This window comes from Nocardia sp. NPDC003482, assembly GCF_053588115.1.
In genome coordinates, this window is record NZ_JBSFPI010000008.1 from 241,759 (window position 1) to 263,247 (window position 21,489).

A 21,489-nucleotide genomic window follows, 5' to 3' on the forward strand; every position below is an offset into this window, starting at 1 on the left:
AGAAGAGACACAAGTGGCACGGGACTACTACGGAATCCTCGGCGTCGGGCGCAACGCGACCGACCAGGAGATCAAGCGCGCCTACCGTCGGCTGGCGCGGGAATTGCACCCCGACGTCAACCCCGATCCGGACGCGCAGGAGAAGTTCCGCGATGTGTCGGCGGCCTACGAGGTGCTCAGCGATCCGGAGAAGCGGCGCGTCGTCGACATGGGCGGCGATCCGCTCGAAGGCGGCGGTGGCGCCGGCGGTTTCGCGGCCGGGTTCGGTGGTCTGGGTGACGTCTTCGAGGCGTTCTTCGGCGGCATGAGTTCGGCCGGGGGTTCGCGCAAGCCGCGCGGGCGGGTGCAGCCGGGAGCGGATTCGCTGCTGCGCACGCGACTTTCGCTGGCCGAGTGCGCGGTCGGGGTGACCAAACATCTGACCGTCGACACGGCCGTGCTGTGCGATGTGTGTCAGGGCGCGGGCACCAACGGCAACTCCAAGCCGGTGCGCTGTGAGACGTGTGGCGGCGCGGGCGAGATCCAGACGGTGCAGCGGTCGTTCCTGGGTCAGGTGATGACCTCGCGGCCGTGCCCGACCTGTCGCGGCGCGGGCGAGACCATCCCCGATCCGTGCCGCAAGTGCGGCGGCGACGGCCGGGTGCGCGCGCGCCGCGAGATCGCCGCGCCGATTCCCGCGGGTGTCGCCAACGGGATGCGGGTGCGGCTGGCCGCGCAGGGCGAGGTCGGTCCGGGCGGCGGCCCGGCCGGTGACCTGTACGTCGAGATCGTGGAGCAGCCGCACGACACGTTCGTGCGCGACGGGGACGATCTGCACTGCACGATCCGGGTGCCGATGGTCGACGCCGCGCTGGGCGCCACGGTCGTCATCGACACCATCCTCGACGGTCCCACCGAGCTGACCATTCCGCCGGGCACCCAGCCGGGGGAGGTGTCGGTGCTGCGCGGGCACGGCATGCCGAAGCTGCGGTCGAGCGCGCGCGGCGATCTGATCGCGCACCTCGACATCGTGGTGCCGACCAAACTCGACAGCAAGCAGACCGAACTGCTGCGCAAGTACAAGGCGTTGCGCGGCGGCGAGCGCACCGAGGTGCTGTCGGCGCAGTCCGAGCACAACAGCGGGTTGTTCGCCCGCCTGCGGGCCTCGTTCAGCGGGCGCTGAGTGGCCGCGACGGTCTTCTATCTCGACGAGATCCCGGAGCCCGGCGCGATCGCGGTCCTCGACGGCCCGGAGGGACGGCATGCCGCGACCGTGCGGCGGATCCGGGTGGGCGAGGCCGTCACGCTGTCCGACGGCGCGGGGTTGCTCGCCGCCTCGGAGGTGGTCGCCGCCGGGAAGGATCGGCTGGAGCTGAGGGTCCGCGATCGCGTTCGCGCGCAACTGGTTTCGCCGCCGGTGACGGTGGTGCAGGCGCTGCCCAAATCGGATCGCTCCGAGCTGGCCGTGGAACTCATGACCGAGGCCGGGGCGGACGTGATCGTGCCGTGGCAGGCGGCCCGGTGCGTGGCGAACTGGGAGGGCAAGGCGCGCAAGGGCGTCGACAAATGGCGCGCCGCCGCCCGGTCCGCGGCGCGGCAGTCCCGGCGCGCCTACATTCCCGAGGTCGCCGAGCCGCATCGCACCGCCGAGGTGCTCGAGTTGGTCCGGGAAGTGAAGGCGGACAACGGAATCGCGGCCGCATTGCACGAATCGGGGACAGCGCGGTTCGTGGACCTGCCGCTCGCGACGGCCACGCGGGTGGTGCTGATCGTCGGCCCCGAGGGCGGGTTGGACGACGCCGAATTGGACGCCCTGGCCGCGGCGGGCGCGGATATCGCCCTGCTCGGCCCGACCGTCCTGCGCACCTCCACCGCCGCGGCCGTCGCGCTGGGCGCGTTGGGGGCGTTGACGTCTCGCTGGTGATCCCGTCTCCCCGCGCGAATCCTGCTCGGCCCCTTCGGATCCCCGAGTCTCCTGGGATCCCACTGCCGACGGAAGGCCCGGGACGAGGGTGGGGATCGGGCGGCTGACACCGTCAGGGGCCGGCCCGGGACGAGGGTGGGTCGGGCGGCTCACCCGTCAGCGGCTGGCCCGGGGCGAGGGGGATCGGGCGGCTCACACCGCCAAAGACTGGCCCGGGACGAGGGGGATCGGGGAGCTCACACCGCCAACGGCTGGCCCGGATCCAGGATGTGGACCGTGGTGTCGGGGGCGTGGTCGGCGGTGGCGTCGCGGAACAGGTCGGGGCGGTTGCGGGTGGATTTGATCATGATGCGGTCGCCGAGCGGGCCCGCGGTGAAGGCGTAGTGGATCGGGACGGCCAGGCGGGGGCGGAGGATCGAGGTGAACTCGGCGGCCTCGGCGGCGTCCATGACCTCCTGGCGATTGCCCAGCGGGCGCACCCGCAGGCCGTTGACGGGCAGCAGCGCCAGATCGAATTCGCCGAAGCGGGACGGGATTTCGTCGAGATCGGCGATGCGGCGGGTGTCCGCGCCGAAATAGACGGTGTGCCCGTCGGATCGCAGGACGAAGGTCACCTCGGGGACGCCGTGGCTGGCCGGGGCGGCGGTCACCAGCACGGGGCCCAGCCGGGTCGACTCCCACGGGTCCAGCTCCACCACGTTCGGGAAGCCCGCCGAACGCACCTGCGCGGCAAGACCTTTCACGACCGCGAACGGCACGCGCTTGTCCGGATAGCTCGCCAGCGCGGCCAGATCGCAATGGTCGTAGTGGCCGTGGCTGATCACCACCCCCGCGAGCTCCGGCAGGTCGGCGGCGGTGGCCACGGCGCGCGGCTCGCCGGGGCGGTAGAAGGGACGCTCGGACAGCCACGGATCGGTGAGGATGCGGGCGCCGCCGAAATCGAGCAGCACGCTGGCGTGCACGACGCGGGTGACGGAGAGCATGGCGACTTCCTAACAAGACGGGCGTCTAGTGACAGATGTCAGTAGACGCCCGTCTTGTTATGCTGTCAAGGTGCCGGAGAAACAGAACGCGCGCAGCCGCAATCGCCGCGGGGAAGGGGCGCGGCTGCGGGCGGAGTTGGTGGCCGCGGCCAGCGCGCTGCTGGAGTCGCTCGACGGGCAGGAGGCGCTGTCACTGCGCGCGGTGGCCCGGCGGGCCGGGGTCGCGCCACAGAGCGTGTACTTGCATTTCGCCGATCGCCGGGCCCTGCTGACGGCGGTGTACCAGGCGCGTTTCGCCGAATTGCACGACGCGCTCACGACGGCCCGAGACGCCGTGCCCGGCAACGACTCCCGGGCCGCGCTGCGGGCGATCTGCCGGGCCTACTGCGGATACGGCGTGGCCCACCCCGGGCACTACCGCGTCCTGTTCGGGACCGCGGGGACGCCGGGCTGGGAGCCGGTCGAGGAGCAGCTGCCGGGCCTGCGCACGTTCGGCCTGCTCGTGGACGCCGTAACCGCCTGCGGCAGCGCCGATCCCACCGCCACCGCGACCTGTCTGTGGGCGGCGATGCACGGGCTGATCACGTTACGTCAGGACCGGCCGAGCTTTCCGTGGCCGGATCTCGACGACCTCGTCACGACCCTGGTGGACGCGCACCTCGCGGCCGTGCCGTGAATCATCCGATGGCAGCGAGGTATTCACCGTAGAACAGCGCCAACCCGAAGGCCGCGGCGATACCGCCCAATAGCCAGAACCGGATGATGACCGTGGTCTCGGCCCACTGCCCGAGTTCGAAGTGGTGATGGAACGGGGCCATCTTGAACAGTCGCCGCCCCGTGGTCCGGAACACCACGATCTGCAACAGCACCGACAGGATCTCGGCGAAGAACACCGCCCCGACGATCACCATGAGCAGTTCGGTCCGGGTGGTGACGGCCAACCCGGCCAGCAGGCCGCCGAGGGTCATGGATCCGGTGTCGCCCATGAAGATCTTCGCGGGAGCCGCGTTCCACCACAGGAATCCGATGCACGCCGCCGCGCCCGCCGAACACACCAGCGCCAGATCGAGGGGATCGCGCACCTGATAGCAGCCGACGCCCGGCTTGGTCGCGCACGCGTTGCTGTACTGCCAGAACGTGATGATGGTGTACGCGCCCAGCGCGAAACCCATCGAGCCCGCGGCGAGCCCGTCCAGGCCGTCGGTGAAGTTCACCGCGTTCGACCACGCGACCACCAGGAAGCACACGAAGATCAGGAAGAATCCGACCCAGAACGTGAGCGTGGCGTCGTCGCGCACGAACGACAGGTGACGGCTGCCCGGGGTCAGCCCGGTCGCGCCCGGAAACCGAAGGGCCAGAACGCCGAACACCACCGCGGCCCCCAGCTGCCCGAGGTACTTGCCCTTGGCGGTGAGCCCGAGATTGCGGCGCTTGCGCAGTTTGATGAAGTCGTCGAGGAAGCCGACCACGCCCAGCGCGGTGGCCAGGCCGAGGACCAGCAGGCCCGACGCGGTGACGCCCTCGGCGTCGTAGCGCAACCCGATCAGGTGCGCGCCCAGGTACCCCACCCACATGCCGACGATGATGGCGATACCGCCCATCGTCGGGGTGCCGCGCTTGGCCTGGTGGCTGGCCGGACCCTCCACCCGGATCTCCTGACCCATGCGGCGGCGCGCGAACAGTTTGATCAACAACGGCGTCAATGTGATCGAGACCGCCAGCGCGATCATCGCCGAGAACAGGATTAGCCTCATCGCCGTCGAATGATAACCAAGATCAGGCCGCGATCATCGGGCAGATGAGCTACTTCGGCCCAGCCGGATCGCCGCGACGGCCGCGGCCGCCACGAGAACGCCCGCGTAGGCGGTCAATCCGGCCCATCCGTGCCGGGCGTACCAGACGCCCGCCGCGCCGCCCGCGACCGAACTGCCGAGGTAGTAGAAGAACAGGTACAGCGAGGACGCCCCCGCGCGATCGTGCCGCGCCGCGGCCCCCACCCACGCGCTGGCCGTGGAGTGCGCGGCGAAGAATCCGACCGTGCACAGCAGCACGCCGACGAGCAGGACCGGCAACCGGTCGGGCAGGGTCAGCGCGAGACCCGCGGCCATCGTGACCAGCGCCGCGGCGAGCACCCGCCCGCGCCCGATCCGATCCGACAACCGGCCCGCCACGGTCGAGGACGCGGTGCCGCCCAGATACAGCACGAACACCGAACCCGCTGCGGCGGTGGACAATCCGAACGGCTCGCGGGTCAGCCGGTAGCCGAGGAAGTTGTAGACCGAGACGAATCCGCCCATCAGCACGAAGGCCAGCGCGAACAGCGCCGCCAGCGTCGGATTGCGCAGATGTCCGAGGAGATCCCGGATCAGGGCCGAGACCCGTAGGGGTTGCGCGACGAAGCCGCGCGAGGCCGGCAGCTCGCGCACGAACCAGACCGTGCACAGCGCGGCCGCGACGCCGAGCACGGCCGCACCCCACCGCCACGAGCCGCCCTCGAGCACGAACGCCGGGATCAGCCGCCCGGCGAGCCCGCCCACCGTGGTTCCCGAGACGTAGACGCCCATCGCCGCGCCGAGCCCGCCCGAGCCGATCTCCTCGGCCAGATACGCCATCGCCACCGCGGGCACCCCGGCCAGCGCCAGCCCTTGCAGGGCCCGACCGGCAAGCAGCACATCGAGCTTCGGGCTGACCGGCAGCAGCAGGCCCAGCACGGCGGCGGTCACGGCCGAGACGATCATCACCCGGGTCCGCCCGAACCGGCTCGACAGCACGCTCACCGGCACGATCGCCAGTGCCAGCGTGCCGGTGGTCAGCGACACCGCCAGCGCCGCGTGTGCGGGCGTGGCCCCGAAGGCCGCCGAGAGGGTGGGCAGCAGGGCCTGCGCGGAGTACATGGTGGCGAAGGTGGTCAGGCCCGCCGCGAACAGCGCCAGCGTGATTCTGCGGTCGTGGGCGGCGGTCTCGGCGGGGGCGGTCGCGACGGTCATATCGTCAGGATGGGCGCGGCGGGGCATCGAAAGGAAATGCATAATGGCTGAATTCGAAATGCGTATTCCGTATCAGTACTGGTCTCCGCGGGAGGTGGGCGCGTGCCGAGTGACGAGTGGCACTGGCTGCTGACCCTCGCCGAACTCGAGCACGTCGGGGCGGCCGCCGACCGCCTGGGCGTCTCGCAGCCGACGCTGTCGCGGACGCTGGCCCGATTGGAGGATCGGCTCGGCGTGCGGTTGTTCGACCGGCACGGAAAACGCCTGTCGCTCAACGACTTCGGCCGTGTCTACTACGAGCACGCGCGCCGCGCCCAGGCCGAACTCGACGCCGCGCGCCGGGCGCTGGCCGAGCTGTCCGATCCGGCCCGGGGCGTGGTGCGGCTGTCGTTCCTGCACTCGTTCGGGGCGCGGCTGGTGCCGGAGCTGATCGCCGCCTTCCGGCGCGGGTCGTGGCGGGTGGATTTCACCTTGAGCCAGGACGCGGCCGAGGCCGTCACGGCCCGGGTGCTCGACGGCGACGCCGATCTCGGCATCGTCTCGCCGCGGCCCGCGGCGGCCGGGCTCGGCTGGCGGACCCTGCTGCGGCAGCGGCTGGCGCTGGCCGTGCCCGCCGATCACCGGCTCGCCGGTCGACGTCAGGTGCGGCTGGCCGAGGCCGCCGACGCCGACTTCGTGACCATGCCCGCGGGCTTCGGCATGCGGCGCATCCTCGACGACCTCGCCGCGGCCGCCGACTTCCGCCCTCGCGTCGGGCTCGAGTCGAGCGATCTGGTGACGGTCGCCGGGCTCGTCGCGGCCGGGCTCGGGGTGGCGGTGCTGCCGCTCGAGGAAGGGCCCGTGCGCGGGCCGCGGCCCGGTCCGGCGCTGATCCCGCTCGCCGATCCGGGGGCCGCGCGGGCGGTCGGGCTGATCTGGTCCGCGGGCGCGCCCGCCGCCGACGCGGTCCGGCGGTTTCGCGACTTCGCCGCCGAGTGGGCGCAGCGCTGACCGGCACATGGCCGTGACCTGCGGGTTGCCATCTATTCACTGGGCGGTGTCGGTGCCGCGAGTTAAACTTTGTCCAACACACAGCACACGTTCGAGACCGGAAAGCAGGCCATAGGTCCTATTGCGAACCCAAGGTGAATTCGGCGACCCGACAACTCCCACGGCCGGCATCGGAGCCGGCGGCGACGCCTCGGGCCCCGCCGCACGGACCGTGCGTTCCAGCATCGAACTGGCCCCCGAATCGGTTTTCGGCTTCCTCGGCTCGGCCGACGAGAATCTGCGCGAACTCGAGCGACTGCTCGACGCGGACATCCACGTGCGCGGCAACTCCGTGACGCTCACCGGCAAGGCCGCCGACGTGGCGCTCGCCGAGCGGGTCGTCGAACAGCTGGTCGCGCTGACCGGGCGCAACCGCATGGTCACGCCCGAGGCCGTCCGGCACACCTACGCCATGCTCACCGAGGGATCCTCCGATTCCCCGGCCGAGGTGCTGAGCCTGGACATCCTGTCCCGCCGCGGCAAGACCATCCGGCCCAAGACGCTCAACCAGAAACGCTACGTCGACGCCATCGACGCGCACACCGTCGTGTTCGGCATCGGCCCCGCCGGTACCGGAAAGACGTATCTGGCCGTCGCCAAGGCCGTGCAGGCGTTGCAGACCAAGCAGGTCAACCGGATCATCCTCACCCGCCCCGCGGTCGAGGCGGGCGAGCGACTGGGCTTCCTGCCCGGCACGCTGAACGAGAAGATCGACCCCTACCTGCGCCCGCTCTACGACGCGCTGCACGACATGATGGACCCCGAGGCGATCCCGAAGCTCATGGCGTCCGGCGTGATCGAGGTCGCCCCGCTCGCCTATATGCGCGGCCGCAGCCTCAACGACTCGTTCATCATCCTCGACGAGGCCCAGAACACCACCCCCGAGCAGATGAAGATGTTCCTGACCCGCCTGGGCTTCGGCTCCAAGATCGTGGTCACCGGCGACATCACCCAGATCGACCTGCCCGGCGGCACCCAGTCCGGCCTGCGCGTGGTCAGCGACATCCTCGCCGACGTCGACGACATCCACTTCGCCGAACTCACCTCGAGCGACGTCGTCCGCCATCGCCTCGTCGCCGACATCGTCGACGCCTACGACCGCTACGAGGCCGAAACCCGCCCCCAGGTGGGCACGCCGCACTACCCGGGCAACCGGGCGCAGCGCCGCGCGGCCGGGCGCGGGGGGCGACGGTAGGACACGCCCACCGGACCCGTCCGCGCGACACCCGGCCGATAGGCTGACGGGGTGAGCATCGAGATCGCCAACGAGTCGGGTATGGACGTATCCGAGGAAGAACTGGTCAGTGTCGCGCGGTTCGCGATAGCGCAGATGGATGTGCATCCGGCCGCCGAACTGTCGATGGTGCTGGTCGATCTCGACACCATGGCGGATCTGCACATGCGGTGGATGGATCTGCCGGGGCCGACGGATGTCATGTCGTTCCCGATGGACGAGCTCGAGCCGGGCGGGCGGCCCGACAGCGCCGAGCCGGGGCCGTCGATGCTGGGGGACATCGTGCTGTGCCCCGAGTTCGCGGCGGGACAGGCCGAGAAGGCCGGGCATTCGGTCGATCACGAGCTCGCGCTGCTGACCGTGCACGGCATCCTGCACCTGCTCGGCTACGACCACGCCGAGCCGGAGGAGGAGAAGGAGATGTTCGGCCTCCAGGCGCGGCTGCTCGCGGACTGGTACGAGAGCCTGCGCGAGGCGCAGCGCCGCGCCGAACTCGCCGAACGCGACCGCAGGCTGCTGGGCAAGACCGGATTCACCGACGCCGGTGATCCGTTGGGCCCGGCGTGAATTCGCTGATCCTGCTGCTCCTGGCGATCGTGCTGGTCCCGGCGGGCGGCGTCTTCGCGGCCCTCGACGCGGCGCTGGTGACGATCTCCCCGGCCCGCGTGGACGATCTGGTGCGCGCCGACCGCACGGGCGCGCGGCGGCTCGCGCGGCTGGTGGTCGACCGGCCGCGCTACGTGAATCTCATGGTGCTGCTGCGGGTGGTGTGCGAGATCACCGCGACCGTGCTGCTGGCCGCCGTCTTCGTCGACGTGCTGCCCGCGGGCTGGGCGCTGCTGGTGACCGCGGTCGTCATGGTGGTGGTCGACTACATGGTCATCGGGGTCGGCCCGCGCACCCTGGGCCGCCAGCACGCCTACTCCATCGCGCTCGGGGCGAGCCTGCCGTTGCAGGCCATCGGCGCGCTGCTCGGCCCGGTGAGCCGGTTGCTGATCGTGCTCGGCAACGCCATCACCCCCGGCCGCGGATTCCGCAACGGCCCCTTCGCCTCCGAGATCGAACTGCGCGAGGTCGTCGACATGGCCCAGCAGAGCGGCGTGGTGGACTCCGAGGAACGCCGCATGATCCAGTCGGTGTTCGAACTCGGCGACACCGCCGCCCGCGCGGTCATGGTGCCGCGCACCGAGATGGTGTGGATCGAGGCGGACAAGACCGCCGCGCAGGCGATGTCGCTGGCCGTGCGGTCCGGACATTCGCGGATCCCGGTGGTCGGTGAGAACGTCGACGACATCCTCGGCGTGGTCTACCTGAAAGACCTTGTGCCGTACGCGGATCGGGGCAAGAAGGTGCGGGTGCGCGAGGTCATGCGCCCGGCGGTGTTCGTGCCCGACTCCAAACCGCTGGACGCCCTGCTCGACGAGATGCAGCGCCGCCGCAACCACATGGCCCTGCTGGTCGACGAGTACGGCGGCATCGCGGGCCTGGTGACCATCGAGGACGTGCTCGAGGAGATCGTCGGGGAGATCGCCGACGAGTACGACACCGACGAGATCGCCCCCGTCGAGGACCTCGGAAACGGCAAATACCGCGTGGCGGCGCGACTTTCGGTGGAAGATCTCGGCGAACTGTTCGACATGGACATCGATGAGGAGGACGTCGACACCGTCGGCGGCCTGCTCGCGCACGCGCTCGGCCGGGTGCCCCTGCCCGGCTCCAAGGCCGTCGTGCACGGCCTGCAACTGCGCGGCGAGGGCGGCGCCGACGCGCGCGGCCGGGTCCGCGTGCACACGGTCCTGGTGAAGCGGGCGCCGGAGAAGCGCGCGCCGGAGGACGGGTCGAGTGAGGCGGACGAGACGCCGGGCGGCGGGGAACGCGCGCCGGGCGACGAGCAGGAAGCGGTGGGTACCGAGGATGGAGATGGCGATGAGTGAACGCGATGCCGCCGGGCTGGACGCGGAGGACAACAAGCTGCTGGTGCTCGCGCGGGGCGCGCTGGGCCGCACCGGCGGCGCGAGCGGCGCGGCGGTGCGCGACACCGACGGGCGCACCTACGCGGCGGGGGAGGTGGCGCTGAAAGCGTTGCGGCTCACGGCGTTGCAGTCGGCGGTGGCCGCGGCCATGTCCAGCGGCGCGGAGGGCTTCGAGGCGGCCGTGGTGGTCGGCGCGCAGCTGCGCGACCCGGGAGTGGCCGCCGTACAAGAGGTTTCGTCGACCGCGCGGATCATCTTCGCCGACCGCAAGGGCGCGATCTACGACACCGTCGAGGACGGCTTCGGCGCCCGATCCGAGGTCGTCGAATGAGCGAGGAGTTCCGGTCCGGCTTCGTCTGTTTCGTGGGCCGCCCCAACACGGGCAAGTCCACGCTCACCAATGCCATGGTGGGCCAGAAGATCGCGATCACCTCCTCCCGCCCGCAGACCACCCGCCACACCATCCGCGGCATCGTCCATCGCGAGCACGCCCAGCTGATCCTGGTCGACACCCCCGGCCTGCACCGGCCCCGCACCCTGCTCGGGCAGCGGCTCAACGACCTGGTCCGCGACACCTACTCCGAGGTCGACGTCATCGCGATCTGCATCCCCGCCGACGAGAGGATCGGCCCCGGCGACCGCTGGATCGCCCAGCAGATCGAGCAGATGGCGCCCAAGACCACCCGCATCGGCGTGGTCACCAAGATCGACAAGGTGAGCCGCGACCGGATCGCCGAACAACTGCTCGCCGTCGCCGAGCTGCTCGGCCCCGACGCCGAGGTGGTGCCGGTGTCGGCGGTCGAGAACGAGCAGGTCGACGTCCTCATCGACGTCATCGCGTCGAAAATGCCGGAGGGCCCGGCCTTCTACCCCGACGGCGAGCTGACCGACGAGCCCGAGGAAACCCTCATGGCCGAGCTCATCCGCGAGGCCGCGCTCGAGGGGGTGCGCGACGAGCTGCCGCATTCGCTGGCCGTGGTCATCGAGGAGGTGCTGCCGCGCGAGGAGAGCGAGGGCATGCTCGACGTGCACGCCATCCTCTACGTGGAACGGCCGAGCCAGAAGGCCATCGTCATCGGCAAGGGCGGCAACCGCCTCAAGGAGGTCGGCACCGCCGCGCGCAAGCAGATCGAGAACATCCTCGGCACCCGCATCTACCTGCATCTGCATGTGAAGGTCGCCAAGGACTGGCAGCGCGATCCGAAACAGTTGGGGCGCTTGGGTTTCTAACGCTCCCACCAGGGGTCGGGGCGCTGCCGGTCCCAGCGCAGCTCCGATTCCAGTTGTGCCGCGAGCGAAACCAGCCGCGGTTCGGCGCAGGCCGGGCCCATGAGTTGCGCGCCGACCGGCAGGCCCGCGTCGGTGATGCCCGCGGGCACGTTCACGCTCGGCCAGCCCAGTACGTTCCACGGCCAGGTGTAGGGGCAGGCGGCGGTGATCAGCGCGTCGGTCGCCGAGACGCCCAGGCCCTGCATGGCCGTCACCGGCGGCGGCGGGGTCGCGGTGGTGGGGGCGAGGACGACATCGTAGTCGTCGAAGAAGCGGCCGATCCGCCTGTGCAGCAACGGTTCCACCGCGCGCGCCGCGAACAGCGCCGGACCGCCGAGCAGCAGGCCCAGGCGGGCGTTGCAGCGGGTGCGCGGATCGACTTGCGCCCCTTGCAGTTTCGCGAGCTCGGTGCGGATGCCGACCATGGAGCGGGGCAGGAAGCTCGCCCCGATCAGCAGGCCGTAGTGCAGATCGGCGACGGTCACCTCGTGGCCGAGGCGGCGCAGCGTGTCCGCGACGCCGCGCACGTGGGCCGCCACCTCGGGATCCAGCGCGGTTCGGGTGGCGGTGAACGGGATTCGCAACGACAGCGCGATGCGCAGCCGCCCCGGATCGCGGCCCACGGCGTCGGAGACGGTGAGCGCGGGCGGGGTGTGCCGGTCGCCCGGATGCGCGCCCGCCGCGACGTCGAGCAGCAGCGCCGCGTCGGCGACCGTGCGGGCCAGCGGACCGTGCACGGTCAGGCCGTGGAACGACTCGGGCAGCGGCCAGGTCGAGATGCGCCCGCGCTGCGGCTTGATGCCCACCAGATTCGTCCACGAGGCGGGTATGCGCACCGACCCCGCCCCGTCGGAACCCAGTGCGGCGGGCACCAATCCGGCCGCCACCGCCGCGGCCGACCCGCCCGAGGAGCCGCCCGGGGTGTGTTCGGCGTCCCACGGATTGCGGGTGTAGCCGAAGGATTCGGCGTCGGTGAACGGCCACTGCCCGATCTCGCAGGTGTTGGTCTTGCCGACGATCACCGCGCCCGCCGCCCGCAACCGCCGCACCACCTCGGCGTCCTCGGTCTTGGCCGGGAACTCGCCGCCGCAGCCGAAAGCCGTTGGCTCCCCGGTGATATCGGTGTCGTCCTTGATCGCGATCGGCACGCCCAGCAGCGGCGCCCGCTCCCCGGCGGCGACGCGCCGATCCGCCGCGGCGGCCTCGGCCAGGGCGCGTTCGCGGCGCACGATCCGGAACGCGTTGAGCGTGTCGCGGCTCGCCTCGACGCGGTCGAGCGCGTCGGTGGTCGCGGCCACCGAGGTGGTGTCGCCGCGCGTGATCGCGGCGGCGAGCTCGGCCAATCCGAGGTCACGGGTGGACGCCGTCGTCATGTGAGCTCCGTCTCGTCGGTCCTTGCCCCGAACGGTAACGCGGAGTTGGTCGGACGTCCACATCCGGCTTTCGAGGTGCGCTGTTTTCAAATTGTGATGTCCCCGGCCGCCGTTTTCCCAGGAGCGCGCCGGGTGCGCCCCGGCACGGACCGAGCGACCGGCCTACCATCCATTCGCGTGAAGTGGATGTCCCGGGCGTTCGGATCGAAAGAGCTACCGTTGCAATTGCGTTCGGCGCTGGAGTCGGACGGCATCATCGTCTTCGGTCCCATCAGCGGCTCGGTGGCCCGGCGCAGTTATCGCACCGCGCTGCACTACGCGTCCTCGAGCTGGACCGATATCGCGGCGGGCACGGTGGCGATGAGCAAGCGCCGACTGATCGTGTGGGGCAATCGCGAGGCGCTCGTGGACGTCCCGCTCGGACATCCGGCGGTGACGATGGAACTCCAGGGTCCCGAGCGGATGCTCGTGGAGGCCGACAACTTCGGCATCGATCGCACCCGCACCGGCTGGACCACGCTGCTGCTGCGCACGATTCACGCGCCGCGCATCGAGCAGCTCTACAGCGAGAATCGCGTGCGGTAGTGTTCCGGCCGCCGCGCGGGGCGGGCATGCGAGGATGGGTCCGTGCGTCTTTACCGTGACCATGCGATCGTGCTGCGCCAGCACAAGCTCGGCGAGGCCGATCGCATCGTCACGCTGCTGACCCGCCAGCACGGCCTGGTCCGCGCGGTCGCCAAGGGCGTGCGGCGCACCCGTTCGCGGTTCGGGGCCCGGCTCGAGCCCTTCGCCTACGTCGACATCCAGCTCTATCCCGGCCGCAATCTGGACACCGTCACCCAGGTGCACACGGTCGAGGCGTTCGCCGCCGACATCGTCGCCGACTACGGCCGCTACACCACCGCCTGCGCGGTCCTCGAGACCGCCGAACGCCTCGCCGGTGAGGAACGGGCGCCCGCGCCCCGGCTGCACACGCTCACCGCGGGGGCGTTGCGCGCCATCGCCGCCCACCAGCGTCCGCACGAGCTGATCCTGGACGCGTTCCTGTTGCGCGCCATGGGTTTCGCGGGCTGGGCCCCGGCGCTGGACGAGTGCGCGCGCTGTGCCACCCCCGGTCCGCATCGCGCCTTCCACGTCGCGGCCGGGGGAGCGGTGTGCGTGCACTGCCGCCCGCCGGGCTCGGCCACGCCCGCGGTGGGGGTGCTGGATCTGATGAGCGCGCTGAATCGGGGGGACTGGTCGGGGCTGGACGCGGTGCCGGAGGGGGTGCGGCGGCAGGCCAGCGGGCTCACCGCGGCGCATTTGCAGTGGCATCTCGAGCGGCAGTTGCGGACCTTGCCGTTGATCGAGCGGACCCGGCCGCACGAGGACGCGGATACGCGGGTGGGGTGAGTCGCGCGTCGGCGTGGCGTCGCGCTTCGGGCCGAGGTGCGGTGAGCGGAAGCGGAGTCGCCGGACCCGGAACCCGGGCGGAGGGGGCGAGAATTCCGGGTCGTGGTCACGGGCTCCGGCGCGTGATGCAGGATTGGGGGCGTGATCGGTAATCGCACCTCGACCGCTCAGGGCCGCACCGTTCGTCCGCCGTCGCCGCATCCGTCCGGGGCGCGGCCGCCCGAACTGCCGATGGAGTTCGTGCCCAGGCACGTCGCGCTCGTCATGGACGGCAACGGGCGCTGGGCGCAGGAGCGGGGGCTGCCGCGCACCGCGGGGCACGAGCGCGGCGAGGCGGTGCTCATGGACACCGTGGAGGGGTGCATCGAGATCGGCGTGAAATGGCTGTCGGCGTACGCCTTTTCGACCGAGAACTGGCGGCGCAGCCCCGACGAGGTGCGCTTCCTCATGGGCTTCAACCGCGACGTCATCCGCCGCCGCCGCGACGAGATGCACGAGATGGGGGTGCGGGTCCGCTGGGCCGGGCGGCGACCGCGGTTGTGGCGCAGCGTGATCAAGGAACTCGAGATCGCCGAGGAGCTCACCAAGGACAACACGGTGATGACCCTCACCATGTGCGTCAACTACGGCGGCCGGGCCGAGATCGCCGACGCCGCACGGGAAATCGCGCGCCTCGCCGCGGCGGGGGAGCTGAATCCGGAGAAGATCACCGAGGAGACCTTCGCCCGCTACCTCGACGAACCCGATATGCCGGACGTCGACCTGTTCCTGCGCCCCTCCGGCGAGTTGCGCAGCTCCAACTTCCTCATCTGGCAGTCGGCCTACGCCGAATTCGTCTACCAGCACACGCTTTTCCCCGATTTCGACCGGCGCAACCTGTGGGAGGCGTGCGTGGAGTACGCCAAGCGCGACCGGCGTTTCGGCGGGGTGAAATGAGCCCGACCACGGCCGAGGAGTTGCAGGCCCGCGCCGGTGCGTGCCTGACCGGATGCGATATCGCGGTGCGGGTCGAGGACGGCGGGCTGGGCTTCGAATTCGAGGGCGCGCTGTGCTCGTTGCGCGGGGTCACCCTCGCGGAGGGCCTCGATGTGCTCACGCTGACCTGCGTGCTGGCTTGGGACCGGCCGCTCAAACCGCAGTTGCACAAGCGGGTGGCCGATCGGAACAACGCGTTGCAGTTCGGTTCGCTCACCGTGATCGGGCACGACAAGCTGGCCGATGTGATCCTGCGCTATACCTTCCCGGCCGCCGGACTGTCGGACGCGGCGTTGACGACCATGCTGCTGCTGGTGTTGTCGGGTGCGGGGCGGGCGCGAAAAGGGTTGCTGCCCTAGCGTTTTCGAAAGTTAAACAGGAGTTCCATCCCGCGTGCCATGGCCTCGGGATCGGTGTCGCCGAGCAGCACGTGCTGGAGCAGGAAGCCGGGCATGATGCCGAGCAGGGTCTTGGCCACGGCGTCGGTGTCGGCGTCGGGGGCCAGCCACCCGGCCGCGCGCATCCGGTCGGCGTACTCGCGCCAGCGCTCGCGGAACATGCCGATGGCCGCGCCGACGTACGGGTGCCCCTCGGGATCGATTGCCGCGAGCGCCCACGCCTGCGGGGCCAGGCGCACCCGGCCGCTGGATTCGCCGATGCGCACGATCTCGCTGGTCAGGGTGCCGATGACCGCGCTCGGGGTGGGCAGCGGATCGCGCTGGACGAGTTCGGCCATGACACCGCCGATGAGCACCATGGCGTCGGCGGCGAGGGCGGCGATCAGATCGTCCTTGCTCTTGAAGTAGCGGTAGACCGCCCCCGCCGACAGGCCGGACTCGGCGAAAACGTCCTGCATCGAGGTGGCGTGAAAACCCTTGCGGGCGAAGCATTCCTGCGCGGCGTCGAGGATCTGGCGGCGGCGGCGCTCGAGGTGTTCCGCGCTGACTCGGGGCATGGTCTCCAAAATAAAACGAATGTTCGTTCTTGACAAGCTTCGACGGGAGGTGTCACGGTGGGAGCTCAAAGAGAACGAACCTCCGATTTTCTGGGGAGCCCTCATGAACGCCATGTCACGCGCGATCGCCGTGGGCCTGGCCGCGGCCGTCCTGCAAGCCGTCATGCTGATCGCCTTCGCCTGGCCCGCCGCCAACCTGAAGCCCCGCGACCTCCCCCTCGTCGTGACCGGCCCCCAGGCCGCCACCGTCGCGGACAAACTCACCCAACACGACCCCGCCGCCTTCGCCATCACCACGGTCCCCGACGAGCCCGCCGCCCGCTCGGCCCTGGAACACCGCGACGCCTACGGCGCGATCGTCACCGGGGGCGGCCAACCCCGCCTTCTGGTCGCCTCAGCGGCGAGTCCTGTTGTGGCGCAGTTGTTTACGCAGATGGGGCAACAGTTGGCAAGTGCCCCTGGTGGTCCGAGTAACCCCATCGAGGACATCGTCCCCGCCGACTCCCACGACCCCCGCGGCGCGGCCTTCGGGGCCATGGTCCTGCCCCTGGTGATGGCGGGTACCGCCGCGGGCGCTCTCCTGAGCCTGCTCATCCCCACCCTCGCCGCGCGAGTGGCGGGGTTGTTCACCTTCGCTGTGGCGGCGGGGCTGTTGAGCATGTCCGTGGTCCAGGGTTGGCTCGACATCCTCCCCGGCTCCTACCTGACTCTCGCCGCCGTAGCCGCCCTGGTCTCCTTCGCCGTCGCCGGTTCGGTGGTCGGGCTGGCGGCGGTCGTCGGTCGGCCCGGCATAGGCATCGCCGCCCTGCTCCTCCTCCTGATCGGCAACCCCTTCTCCGCCGCCACCTCCGCCCCCGAACTCCTCCCCACCTTCTGGGGCTCCCTCGGCCAATACCTCCCCCCGGGCGCCGCCGCCACCCTCCTCCGCTCGGTCGCCTTCTTCGACTCCCACGCCCTCACCACCCCCTTGACGGTCCTCTTCACCTGGTCCGCCGCCGCCCTCATCCTCATCACCCTCGCCACCCTCCGCCCCCAACCAGCCCCCACCCCCGCCTGAATCCCCAAGCACGGCAACCCAATCCGCACCCTTTATATGGATCCGCACCCCTTGCAGGGCTCTACAAGGGGTGCGGATTCGAATAAAGGGTGCGGCTGGGGTGCCGTGCCTGGGGTCAGGTGCAGCGGTGGCAGATGCCGAAGACTTCCAGGGTGTGGCTGATCTGGGTGAAACCATGTTGGGCGGCGATGGATTCGGCCCAGGCTTCGACGGTGGGGCCTTCCACTTCGACCGTGCTGCCGCAGTGGCGGCAGACCAGGTGGTGGTGATGGCCCTTGGAGCATTGGCGGTAGACCGATTCGCCGGTGTCGGTGCGCAGGACGTCGACCTTGCCCGCCTCGGCGAGGGATTGGAGCGTGCGGTAGACCGTGGTGAGGCCGATGCCCTCGCCGCGGCGGCGGAGTTCGTCGTGGAGTTCCTGGGCGGAACGGAACTCATCGATGTCGCCGAGCAGCGCGGCGATCGCGCTGCGCTGGCGGGTACTGCGAATACCGACCGTCTTTTCGGTTGTGCCCGTCTTGTCCGGCACGGATCACCCTTCCTCGGCGTGTGCGACGGCGTCGACGACGATGCGCGCCAAGTGGTCGTCGACCAGCTCGTAGATCACCTCGCGGCCGGTTCGCTCGCCACGCACCACGCCCGCCGACTTGAGGATGCGCAGATGCTGGCTGACCAGCGGCTGGGTCACGCCCAGCGTATCGACCAATTCGTGCACACAGCGCGGCGACTCGCGCAGCTGCAACACGATGGCGATGCGCACGGGCGCGGCCAACGCGCGCAGCAGCTCGCCCGCGTTGTCCAGAATCGCGCGCGGCGGAACCGCGGGTGCGCTCGGCGCGCGGTACGGGTACGGGTCGTGCGGAATCGGGGTGGGCGCCTCCACGGCGACGCGACTGCGACGAAGGGGGGCACCGCTGTCGGTGGTCATCGAACCAACTCCTTATTGGAAACCGATGCCATTATTGGTATGCACAGGTGCGCATGTCAATCTTGACCCCCGGTGTGTCGAACCGATACTGCTTCCACGCCCCCGCGCGCCCCTCGATAGGCTGGTTCGAATCGCCCACCACCCATCATCCAGAGGGAGAGCTTCAGCAGTGGCACCCAAGTCGAAGATCGACACCGTCGCCAACCTCGCCAAGCGTCGCGGCCTGGTGTACCCCAGCGGTGAGATCTACGGAGGTACCCGCTCGGCGTGGGACTACGGGCCGCTCGGCGTGGAGCTCAAGGAGAACATCAAGAAGCAGTGGTGGCGTGCCATGGTCATCAGCCGCGACGACGTGGTGGGCCTGGACTCCGCGATCATCCTGCCCCGGCAGGTGTGGGTCGCCTCGGGCCACGTGAGCGTCTTCAACGACCCGCTCGTGGAATGCCTCAACTGCCACAAGCGGCACCGGCAGGACCACCTGCAGGAGAACTACGCCGAGAAGAACAAGATCGACGACCCGGATTCGGTCTCGATGGAGGTCATCGCGTGCCCCGACTGCGGCACCGTCGGCAAGTGGACCGAGCCGCGCGATTTCAACATGATGCTCAAGACCTACCTCGGCCCGATCGAGTCCGAGGAGGGCCTGCACTATCTGCGCCCGGAGACCGCGCAGGGCATCTTCGTCAACTTCGCCAATGTGATGACCACCGCGCGCAAGAAGCCGCCGTTCGGTATCGCCCAGATCGGCAAGAGCTTCCGCAACGAGATCACCCCGGGCAACTTCATCTTCCGCACCCGCGAGTTCGAGCAGATGGAGATGGAGTTCTTCGTCAAGCCCGGCGAGGACGAGCAGTGGCATCAGTACTGGATCGACACCCGGCTGGCCTGGTACACCGACCTCGGCATCGATCCGGAGAACCTGCGGCTCTACGAGCACCCGAAGGAGAAGCTGTCGCACTACTCGACCCGCACGGTCGACATCGAGTACCGCTTCCACTTCCAGGGCAGCGAATGGGGTGAGCTCGAGGGTGTCGCGAACCGCACCGACTTCGACCTCAAGACGCACTCCGAGCATTCGGGCACCGAGCTGAACTACTTCGACCAGAACACCGGCGAGCGCTACACCCCCTACGTCATCGAGCCCGCGGCGGGCCTGACCCGTTCGCTCATGGCGTTCCTCATCGACGCCTACACCGAGGACGAGGCCCCGAATGCCAAGGGCGTCATGGAGAAACGCACCGTGCTGCGCCTGGACCGCCGCCTGGCCCCGGTGAAGGCCGCGGTCCTGCCGCTGTCGCGCAACGCCGATCTCTCGCCCAAGGCCAAGGACCTCGCGACCCGGCTGCGCAGGAACTGGAACGTCGACTTCGACGACGCGGGCGCGATCGGCCGCCGCTACCGCCGGCAGGACGAGATCGGCACGCCGTTCTGTGTCACCGTCGATTTCGACACCCTCGAGGATCAGGCCGTCACGGTCCGCGAGCGCGATTCGATGACGCAGGAGCGGATTTCGCTGGATCAGGTGGAGGGGTACCTGGCCCAGCGGCTGCTGGGGGCGTAGCGGGCGGCGGTGCGTCGAACCGAGTCCGAGGAGATCTTCGCGCGAGCGGGCGTGCAGGGCTGGTCGCACGTCCGCTGCCTGGAATGCGGAGCCGAAACCGGTTGGCGCGCGGACGAACTCGTGGTCCTGTCGTCGGTGGTCAAGGTGCCGCTGGTGCTCGAGCTGGCCCGGCAGATCGCGGCCGGGCAGCTGGACCCCACCGACCGGGTGCGCGCGAGCGCCGCGGACCGGCTCGGCGGCCCCGGCACCTCGGGCTGTCGCGACGACGTGGAATACAGCCTGCGCGACGCCGCCTGGCTCGCCCTGACCGTCAGCGACAACACCGCCGCCGACCTGCTGTTCGACCGCGTCGGCCTGGAGAATGTGCGCGCGCTGACGAGCGAGCTGGGGCTGTCGCGCACGAGAATCGTGGGCGCGCTGCGGGATCTGCTCGCGTCCATGGCCGAGGACATGGGCGTCGCCGACGCCGCCGAATTCGCCCGCCGCTATCGGGAGATGCCCGCCGAGGAGATCCTCGGGCTGCGCATCCTGGACCCCCGCCGCACGTCCGCGAGCACTCCCCGCGACATGACCCGTCTGCTGGAACTCGTCGCCCGCCACGAGGCCGCCCCGCCGCCCGCCTGCGCGTGGCTGCTCGAGCTGATGTCGGCCCAGCTCAACCACCACCGCATCGGCTCCGCCTTCGACGACGAGATCGCCGTGCGGGGCAAGACCGGAACGCTACCGGGCGTGCGCAACGAGATAGCCGTTGTGGAGTATCCGGACGGAACTCGGTATGCCGCAGCCGTTTTCACCCGAACCACCGATCTCGCCCATCGCCTGCCGCGCGTGGATCGGGCGATCGGCGCCGTCGCCCGCGCCGCCGTCGAATCCCTCGACCACCCCTGCCGATCGGGAATCACCGCCCACTGACGAGCATCACCGCCGCTCGACCAGCACCTGCCACGGCCGCACGTCGTCTCCTGCCGGTACTGGTCGCGAAACCCCGTCCGCGCCAAGGACTTCCACGATCAACTCCGCGAAACCCGATGCGGCAGGATGCGGCGCGGCCGTCGGCCAGGCGAGGGACAGGCGGCGGCGCACGGGTTCGTCGCGCAGCGGGCGCCACACCACCCGGGCCTCCTTGCGCGCGACCGTCCCCTGTTCGAACGCGACGCCGTGGCCCGAGAGAACCAGTCCCAGAACGAATTCCGGATTCCGGGCGTGCACCACCCGACCGGGCCGGAAGCCCTGTTCCCAGCAGATGCGCAGAATCGCGTCGTAGGGTCCGGGAGCGGCGGCGCGGGGCGGCATGACCAGGCCGTGCCCGGCCAGATCACTCAGGGCCAGTTCGGTTTTCGAGGCGAGCGGCGATTCGCGGCGGAGCACCACACCCAGCGGGGTGTCGATCGCCGGGCCCAGCCGCAGACCCGTCACATCCACCGGATGCTCCAGCAGCCCGGCGTCGAGTTGCCGCTCGGCGAGCAGGGCCAGTTGTTCGGTCGTCGTCAACTCCTGTAGATCCAGCCGCACCTCCGGACGCGCCCGCTCGAAGGCCGTCAGCAGCGCGGCCAGCGTCCGTCCGGCCAGGTCCGGCGGCACCCCGACGCGCAGCGCGTCCGTCTCGCCGCGATGCGCGCGGCCCACCAGGGCGACCGTCCGATCCCAGCGGGCGAGCAGGTCGCGGGATTCGGCGAGCAGGACCTGCCCGGCCTCGGTGAGGGTGACCGTGCGGCCGCGGTCGAACAGCCGTGCGCCCAGATCCCGCTCCAGTTCGCGGATGCGCTGGCTCAGCGGCGGCTGGGCGATGCCGAGACGTTCCGCGGCCCGGCCGAAATGCGATTCCTCGGCGACGGCGACGAAGTAGCGGAGCTTGCGCAGGGGGTCCACG

The 21,489-nt window shown here is 70.4% G+C and carries 24 protein-coding genes; 16 read left to right on the plus strand and 8 right to left on the minus strand.

Annotated elements, in window-relative coordinates:
• Positions 1 to 13: 13 nt before the first annotated feature.
• Both dnaJ and ACWDSJ_RS15170 read left to right on the plus strand, forming a co-directional pair.
• A complete protein-coding gene (gene dnaJ / locus ACWDSJ_RS15165; RefSeq protein ID WP_387368849.1) occupies positions 14 to 1,162 on the plus strand; it encodes a molecular chaperone DnaJ in 1,149 nt (382 codons plus the stop codon).
• Positions 1,163 to 1,903, plus strand: a complete 741-nt coding sequence (locus ACWDSJ_RS15170; protein ID WP_450032386.1) for a 16S rRNA (uracil(1498)-N(3))-methyltransferase — start codon at positions 1,163 to 1,165, stop codon at positions 1,901 to 1,903.
• A 236-nt stretch (positions 1,904 to 2,139) separates the two neighbouring features.
• Here ACWDSJ_RS15170 and ACWDSJ_RS15175 read toward each other — a convergent pair whose 3' ends face one another.
• Entirely contained in the window at positions 2,140 to 2,886 is a 747-nt protein-coding gene (locus ACWDSJ_RS15175) for an MBL fold metallo-hydrolase (protein WP_450032388.1), read from the minus strand.
• Positions 2,887 to 2,956: 70 nt separating this feature from the next.
• Between ACWDSJ_RS15175 and ACWDSJ_RS15180 the strand changes: the two genes are divergently transcribed.
• Entirely contained in the window at positions 2,957 to 3,562 is a 606-nt protein-coding gene (locus tag ACWDSJ_RS15180; protein WP_450032390.1) for a TetR/AcrR family transcriptional regulator, read from the plus strand.
• Between the two features lies 1 nt (position 3,563).
• On the opposite strand, the gene mraY is transcribed toward ACWDSJ_RS15180, so the two are convergent.
• Both mraY and ACWDSJ_RS15190 read right to left on the minus strand, forming a co-directional pair.
• Positions 3,564 to 4,640, minus strand: a complete 1,077-nt coding sequence (gene mraY, locus ACWDSJ_RS15185; RefSeq protein ID WP_387368857.1) for a phospho-N-acetylmuramoyl-pentapeptide-transferase — start codon at positions 4,638 to 4,640, stop codon at positions 3,564 to 3,566.
• Between the two features lie 33 nt (positions 4,641 to 4,673).
• A complete protein-coding gene (locus tag ACWDSJ_RS15190; protein ID WP_450032392.1) occupies positions 4,674 to 5,873 on the minus strand; it encodes an MFS transporter in 1,200 nt (399 codons plus the stop codon).
• Positions 5,874 to 5,975: 102 nt separating this feature from the next.
• Here ACWDSJ_RS15190 and ACWDSJ_RS15195 point away from each other — a divergent pair, with 102 nt between their 5' ends.
• From ACWDSJ_RS15195 to era, 6 genes are all read left to right on the plus strand, one after another.
• Positions 5,976 to 6,863 (plus strand): LysR family transcriptional regulator, encoded by an 888-nt coding sequence (locus tag ACWDSJ_RS15195; RefSeq protein ID WP_450032394.1) that lies wholly within the window; start codon positions 5,976 to 5,978, stop codon positions 6,861 to 6,863.
• Between the two features lie 169 nt (positions 6,864 to 7,032).
• Complete coding sequence (locus ACWDSJ_RS15200; protein ID WP_387369022.1) at positions 7,033 to 8,097, plus strand: PhoH family protein; 1,065 nt, start codon at positions 7,033 to 7,035, stop codon at positions 8,095 to 8,097.
• A 51-nt stretch (positions 8,098 to 8,148) separates the two neighbouring features.
• A complete protein-coding gene (ybeY, locus tag ACWDSJ_RS15205) occupies positions 8,149 to 8,703 on the plus strand; it encodes an rRNA maturation RNase YbeY (protein WP_450032396.1) in 555 nt (184 codons plus the stop codon).
• Positions 8,700 to 10,070, plus strand: coding sequence for a hemolysin family protein (locus ACWDSJ_RS15210; protein WP_450032398.1), 1,371 nt, complete (start codon positions 8,700 to 8,702; stop codon positions 10,068 to 10,070). The genes ybeY and ACWDSJ_RS15210 overlap by 4 nt, the downstream gene beginning before the upstream one ends.
• Positions 10,057 to 10,440, plus strand: a complete 384-nt coding sequence (locus tag ACWDSJ_RS15215; protein ID WP_387368867.1) for a cytidine deaminase — start codon at positions 10,057 to 10,059, stop codon at positions 10,438 to 10,440. Before ACWDSJ_RS15210 ends, ACWDSJ_RS15215 begins: the two co-directional genes overlap by 14 nt.
• The gene (gene era, locus ACWDSJ_RS15220) at positions 10,437 to 11,339 is read left to right on the plus strand and encodes a GTPase Era (protein WP_450032400.1); all 903 of its coding nucleotides are present in this window, start codon (positions 10,437 to 10,439) and stop codon (positions 11,337 to 11,339) included. Before ACWDSJ_RS15215 ends, era begins: the two co-directional genes overlap by 4 nt.
• Here era and ACWDSJ_RS15225 read toward each other — a convergent pair.
• Positions 11,336 to 12,751 (minus strand): amidase, encoded by a 1,416-nt coding sequence (locus ACWDSJ_RS15225; RefSeq protein ID WP_450032402.1) that lies wholly within the window; start codon positions 12,749 to 12,751, stop codon positions 11,336 to 11,338. The genes era and ACWDSJ_RS15225 overlap by 4 nt on opposite strands.
• 177 nt (positions 12,752 to 12,928) lie before the next feature.
• Here ACWDSJ_RS15225 and ACWDSJ_RS15230 point away from each other — a divergent pair, with 177 nt between their 5' ends.
• The 4 genes from ACWDSJ_RS15230 to ACWDSJ_RS15245 all read left to right on the plus strand — a co-directional run bounded on the left by ACWDSJ_RS15230 (position 12,929) and on the right by ACWDSJ_RS15245 (position 15,477).
• Positions 12,929 to 13,336, plus strand: a complete 408-nt coding sequence (locus tag ACWDSJ_RS15230) for a hypothetical protein (RefSeq protein WP_387368873.1) — start codon at positions 12,929 to 12,931, stop codon at positions 13,334 to 13,336.
• 42 nt (positions 13,337 to 13,378) lie between these two features.
• On the plus strand, positions 13,379 to 14,143 hold the full coding sequence (gene recO, locus ACWDSJ_RS15235; protein WP_387368875.1) for a DNA repair protein RecO: 765 nt from the start codon (positions 13,379 to 13,381) through the stop codon (positions 14,141 to 14,143).
• A gap of 231 nt (positions 14,144 to 14,374) precedes the next feature.
• Entirely contained in the window at positions 14,375 to 15,079 is a 705-nt protein-coding gene (locus tag ACWDSJ_RS15240) for an isoprenyl transferase (protein ID WP_387369024.1), read from the plus strand.
• Positions 15,076 to 15,477: a hypothetical protein gene (locus ACWDSJ_RS15245; RefSeq protein WP_387368877.1), complete on the plus strand. Its 402-nt coding sequence runs from the start codon at positions 15,076 to 15,078 to the stop codon at positions 15,475 to 15,477. The genes ACWDSJ_RS15240 and ACWDSJ_RS15245 overlap by 4 nt, the downstream gene beginning before the upstream one ends.
• Here the strand turns inward: ACWDSJ_RS15245 and ACWDSJ_RS15250 are convergent.
• On the minus strand, positions 15,474 to 16,073 hold the full coding sequence (locus tag ACWDSJ_RS15250; RefSeq protein ID WP_450032405.1) for a TetR/AcrR family transcriptional regulator: 600 nt from the start codon (positions 16,071 to 16,073) through the stop codon (positions 15,474 to 15,476). The two genes, ACWDSJ_RS15245 and ACWDSJ_RS15250, sit on opposite strands and share 4 nt — an antisense overlap.
• 103 nt (positions 16,074 to 16,176) lie before the next feature.
• On the opposite strand from ACWDSJ_RS15250, the gene ACWDSJ_RS15255 reads away from it, so the two are divergent.
• Positions 16,177 to 17,130 carry a hypothetical protein gene (locus tag ACWDSJ_RS15255; protein ID WP_450032407.1) on the plus strand — a complete coding sequence of 318 codons (954 nt, stop codon included), beginning with the start codon at positions 16,177 to 16,179 and terminating at the stop codon, positions 17,128 to 17,130.
• Between the two features lie 115 nt (positions 17,131 to 17,245).
• On the opposite strand, the gene ACWDSJ_RS15260 is transcribed toward ACWDSJ_RS15255, so the two are convergent.
• Both ACWDSJ_RS15260 and ACWDSJ_RS15265 read right to left on the minus strand, forming a co-directional pair.
• Positions 17,246 to 17,659, minus strand: a complete 414-nt coding sequence (locus ACWDSJ_RS15260) for a Fur family transcriptional regulator (protein ID WP_387368883.1) — start codon at positions 17,657 to 17,659, stop codon at positions 17,246 to 17,248.
• A gap of 3 nt (positions 17,660 to 17,662) precedes the next feature.
• Positions 17,663 to 18,058 carry an ArsR/SmtB family transcription factor gene (locus tag ACWDSJ_RS15265; protein ID WP_387368885.1) on the minus strand — a complete coding sequence of 132 codons (396 nt, stop codon included), beginning with the start codon at positions 18,056 to 18,058 and terminating at the stop codon, positions 17,663 to 17,665.
• Positions 18,059 to 18,227: 169 nt separating this feature from the next.
• Here ACWDSJ_RS15265 and ACWDSJ_RS15270 point away from each other — a divergent pair, with 169 nt between their 5' ends.
• Together ACWDSJ_RS15270 and ACWDSJ_RS15275 are read left to right on the plus strand one after the other, a co-directional pair.
• Positions 18,228 to 19,619 carry a glycine--tRNA ligase gene (locus ACWDSJ_RS15270; RefSeq protein WP_387368887.1) on the plus strand — a complete coding sequence of 464 codons (1,392 nt, stop codon included), beginning with the start codon at positions 18,228 to 18,230 and terminating at the stop codon, positions 19,617 to 19,619.
• 9 nt (positions 19,620 to 19,628) lie between these two features.
• The gene (locus ACWDSJ_RS15275; protein ID WP_450032410.1) at positions 19,629 to 20,531 is read left to right on the plus strand and encodes a serine hydrolase; all 903 of its coding nucleotides are present in this window, start codon (positions 19,629 to 19,631) and stop codon (positions 20,529 to 20,531) included.
• Positions 20,532 to 20,537: 6 nt separating this feature from the next.
• Here the strand turns inward: ACWDSJ_RS15275 and ACWDSJ_RS15280 are convergent, their stop codons facing one another.
• Positions 20,538 to 21,488: a LysR family transcriptional regulator gene (locus tag ACWDSJ_RS15280; protein ID WP_450032412.1), complete on the minus strand. Its 951-nt coding sequence runs from the start codon at positions 21,486 to 21,488 to the stop codon at positions 20,538 to 20,540.
• Between the last annotated feature and the right edge of the window lies 1 nt (position 21,489).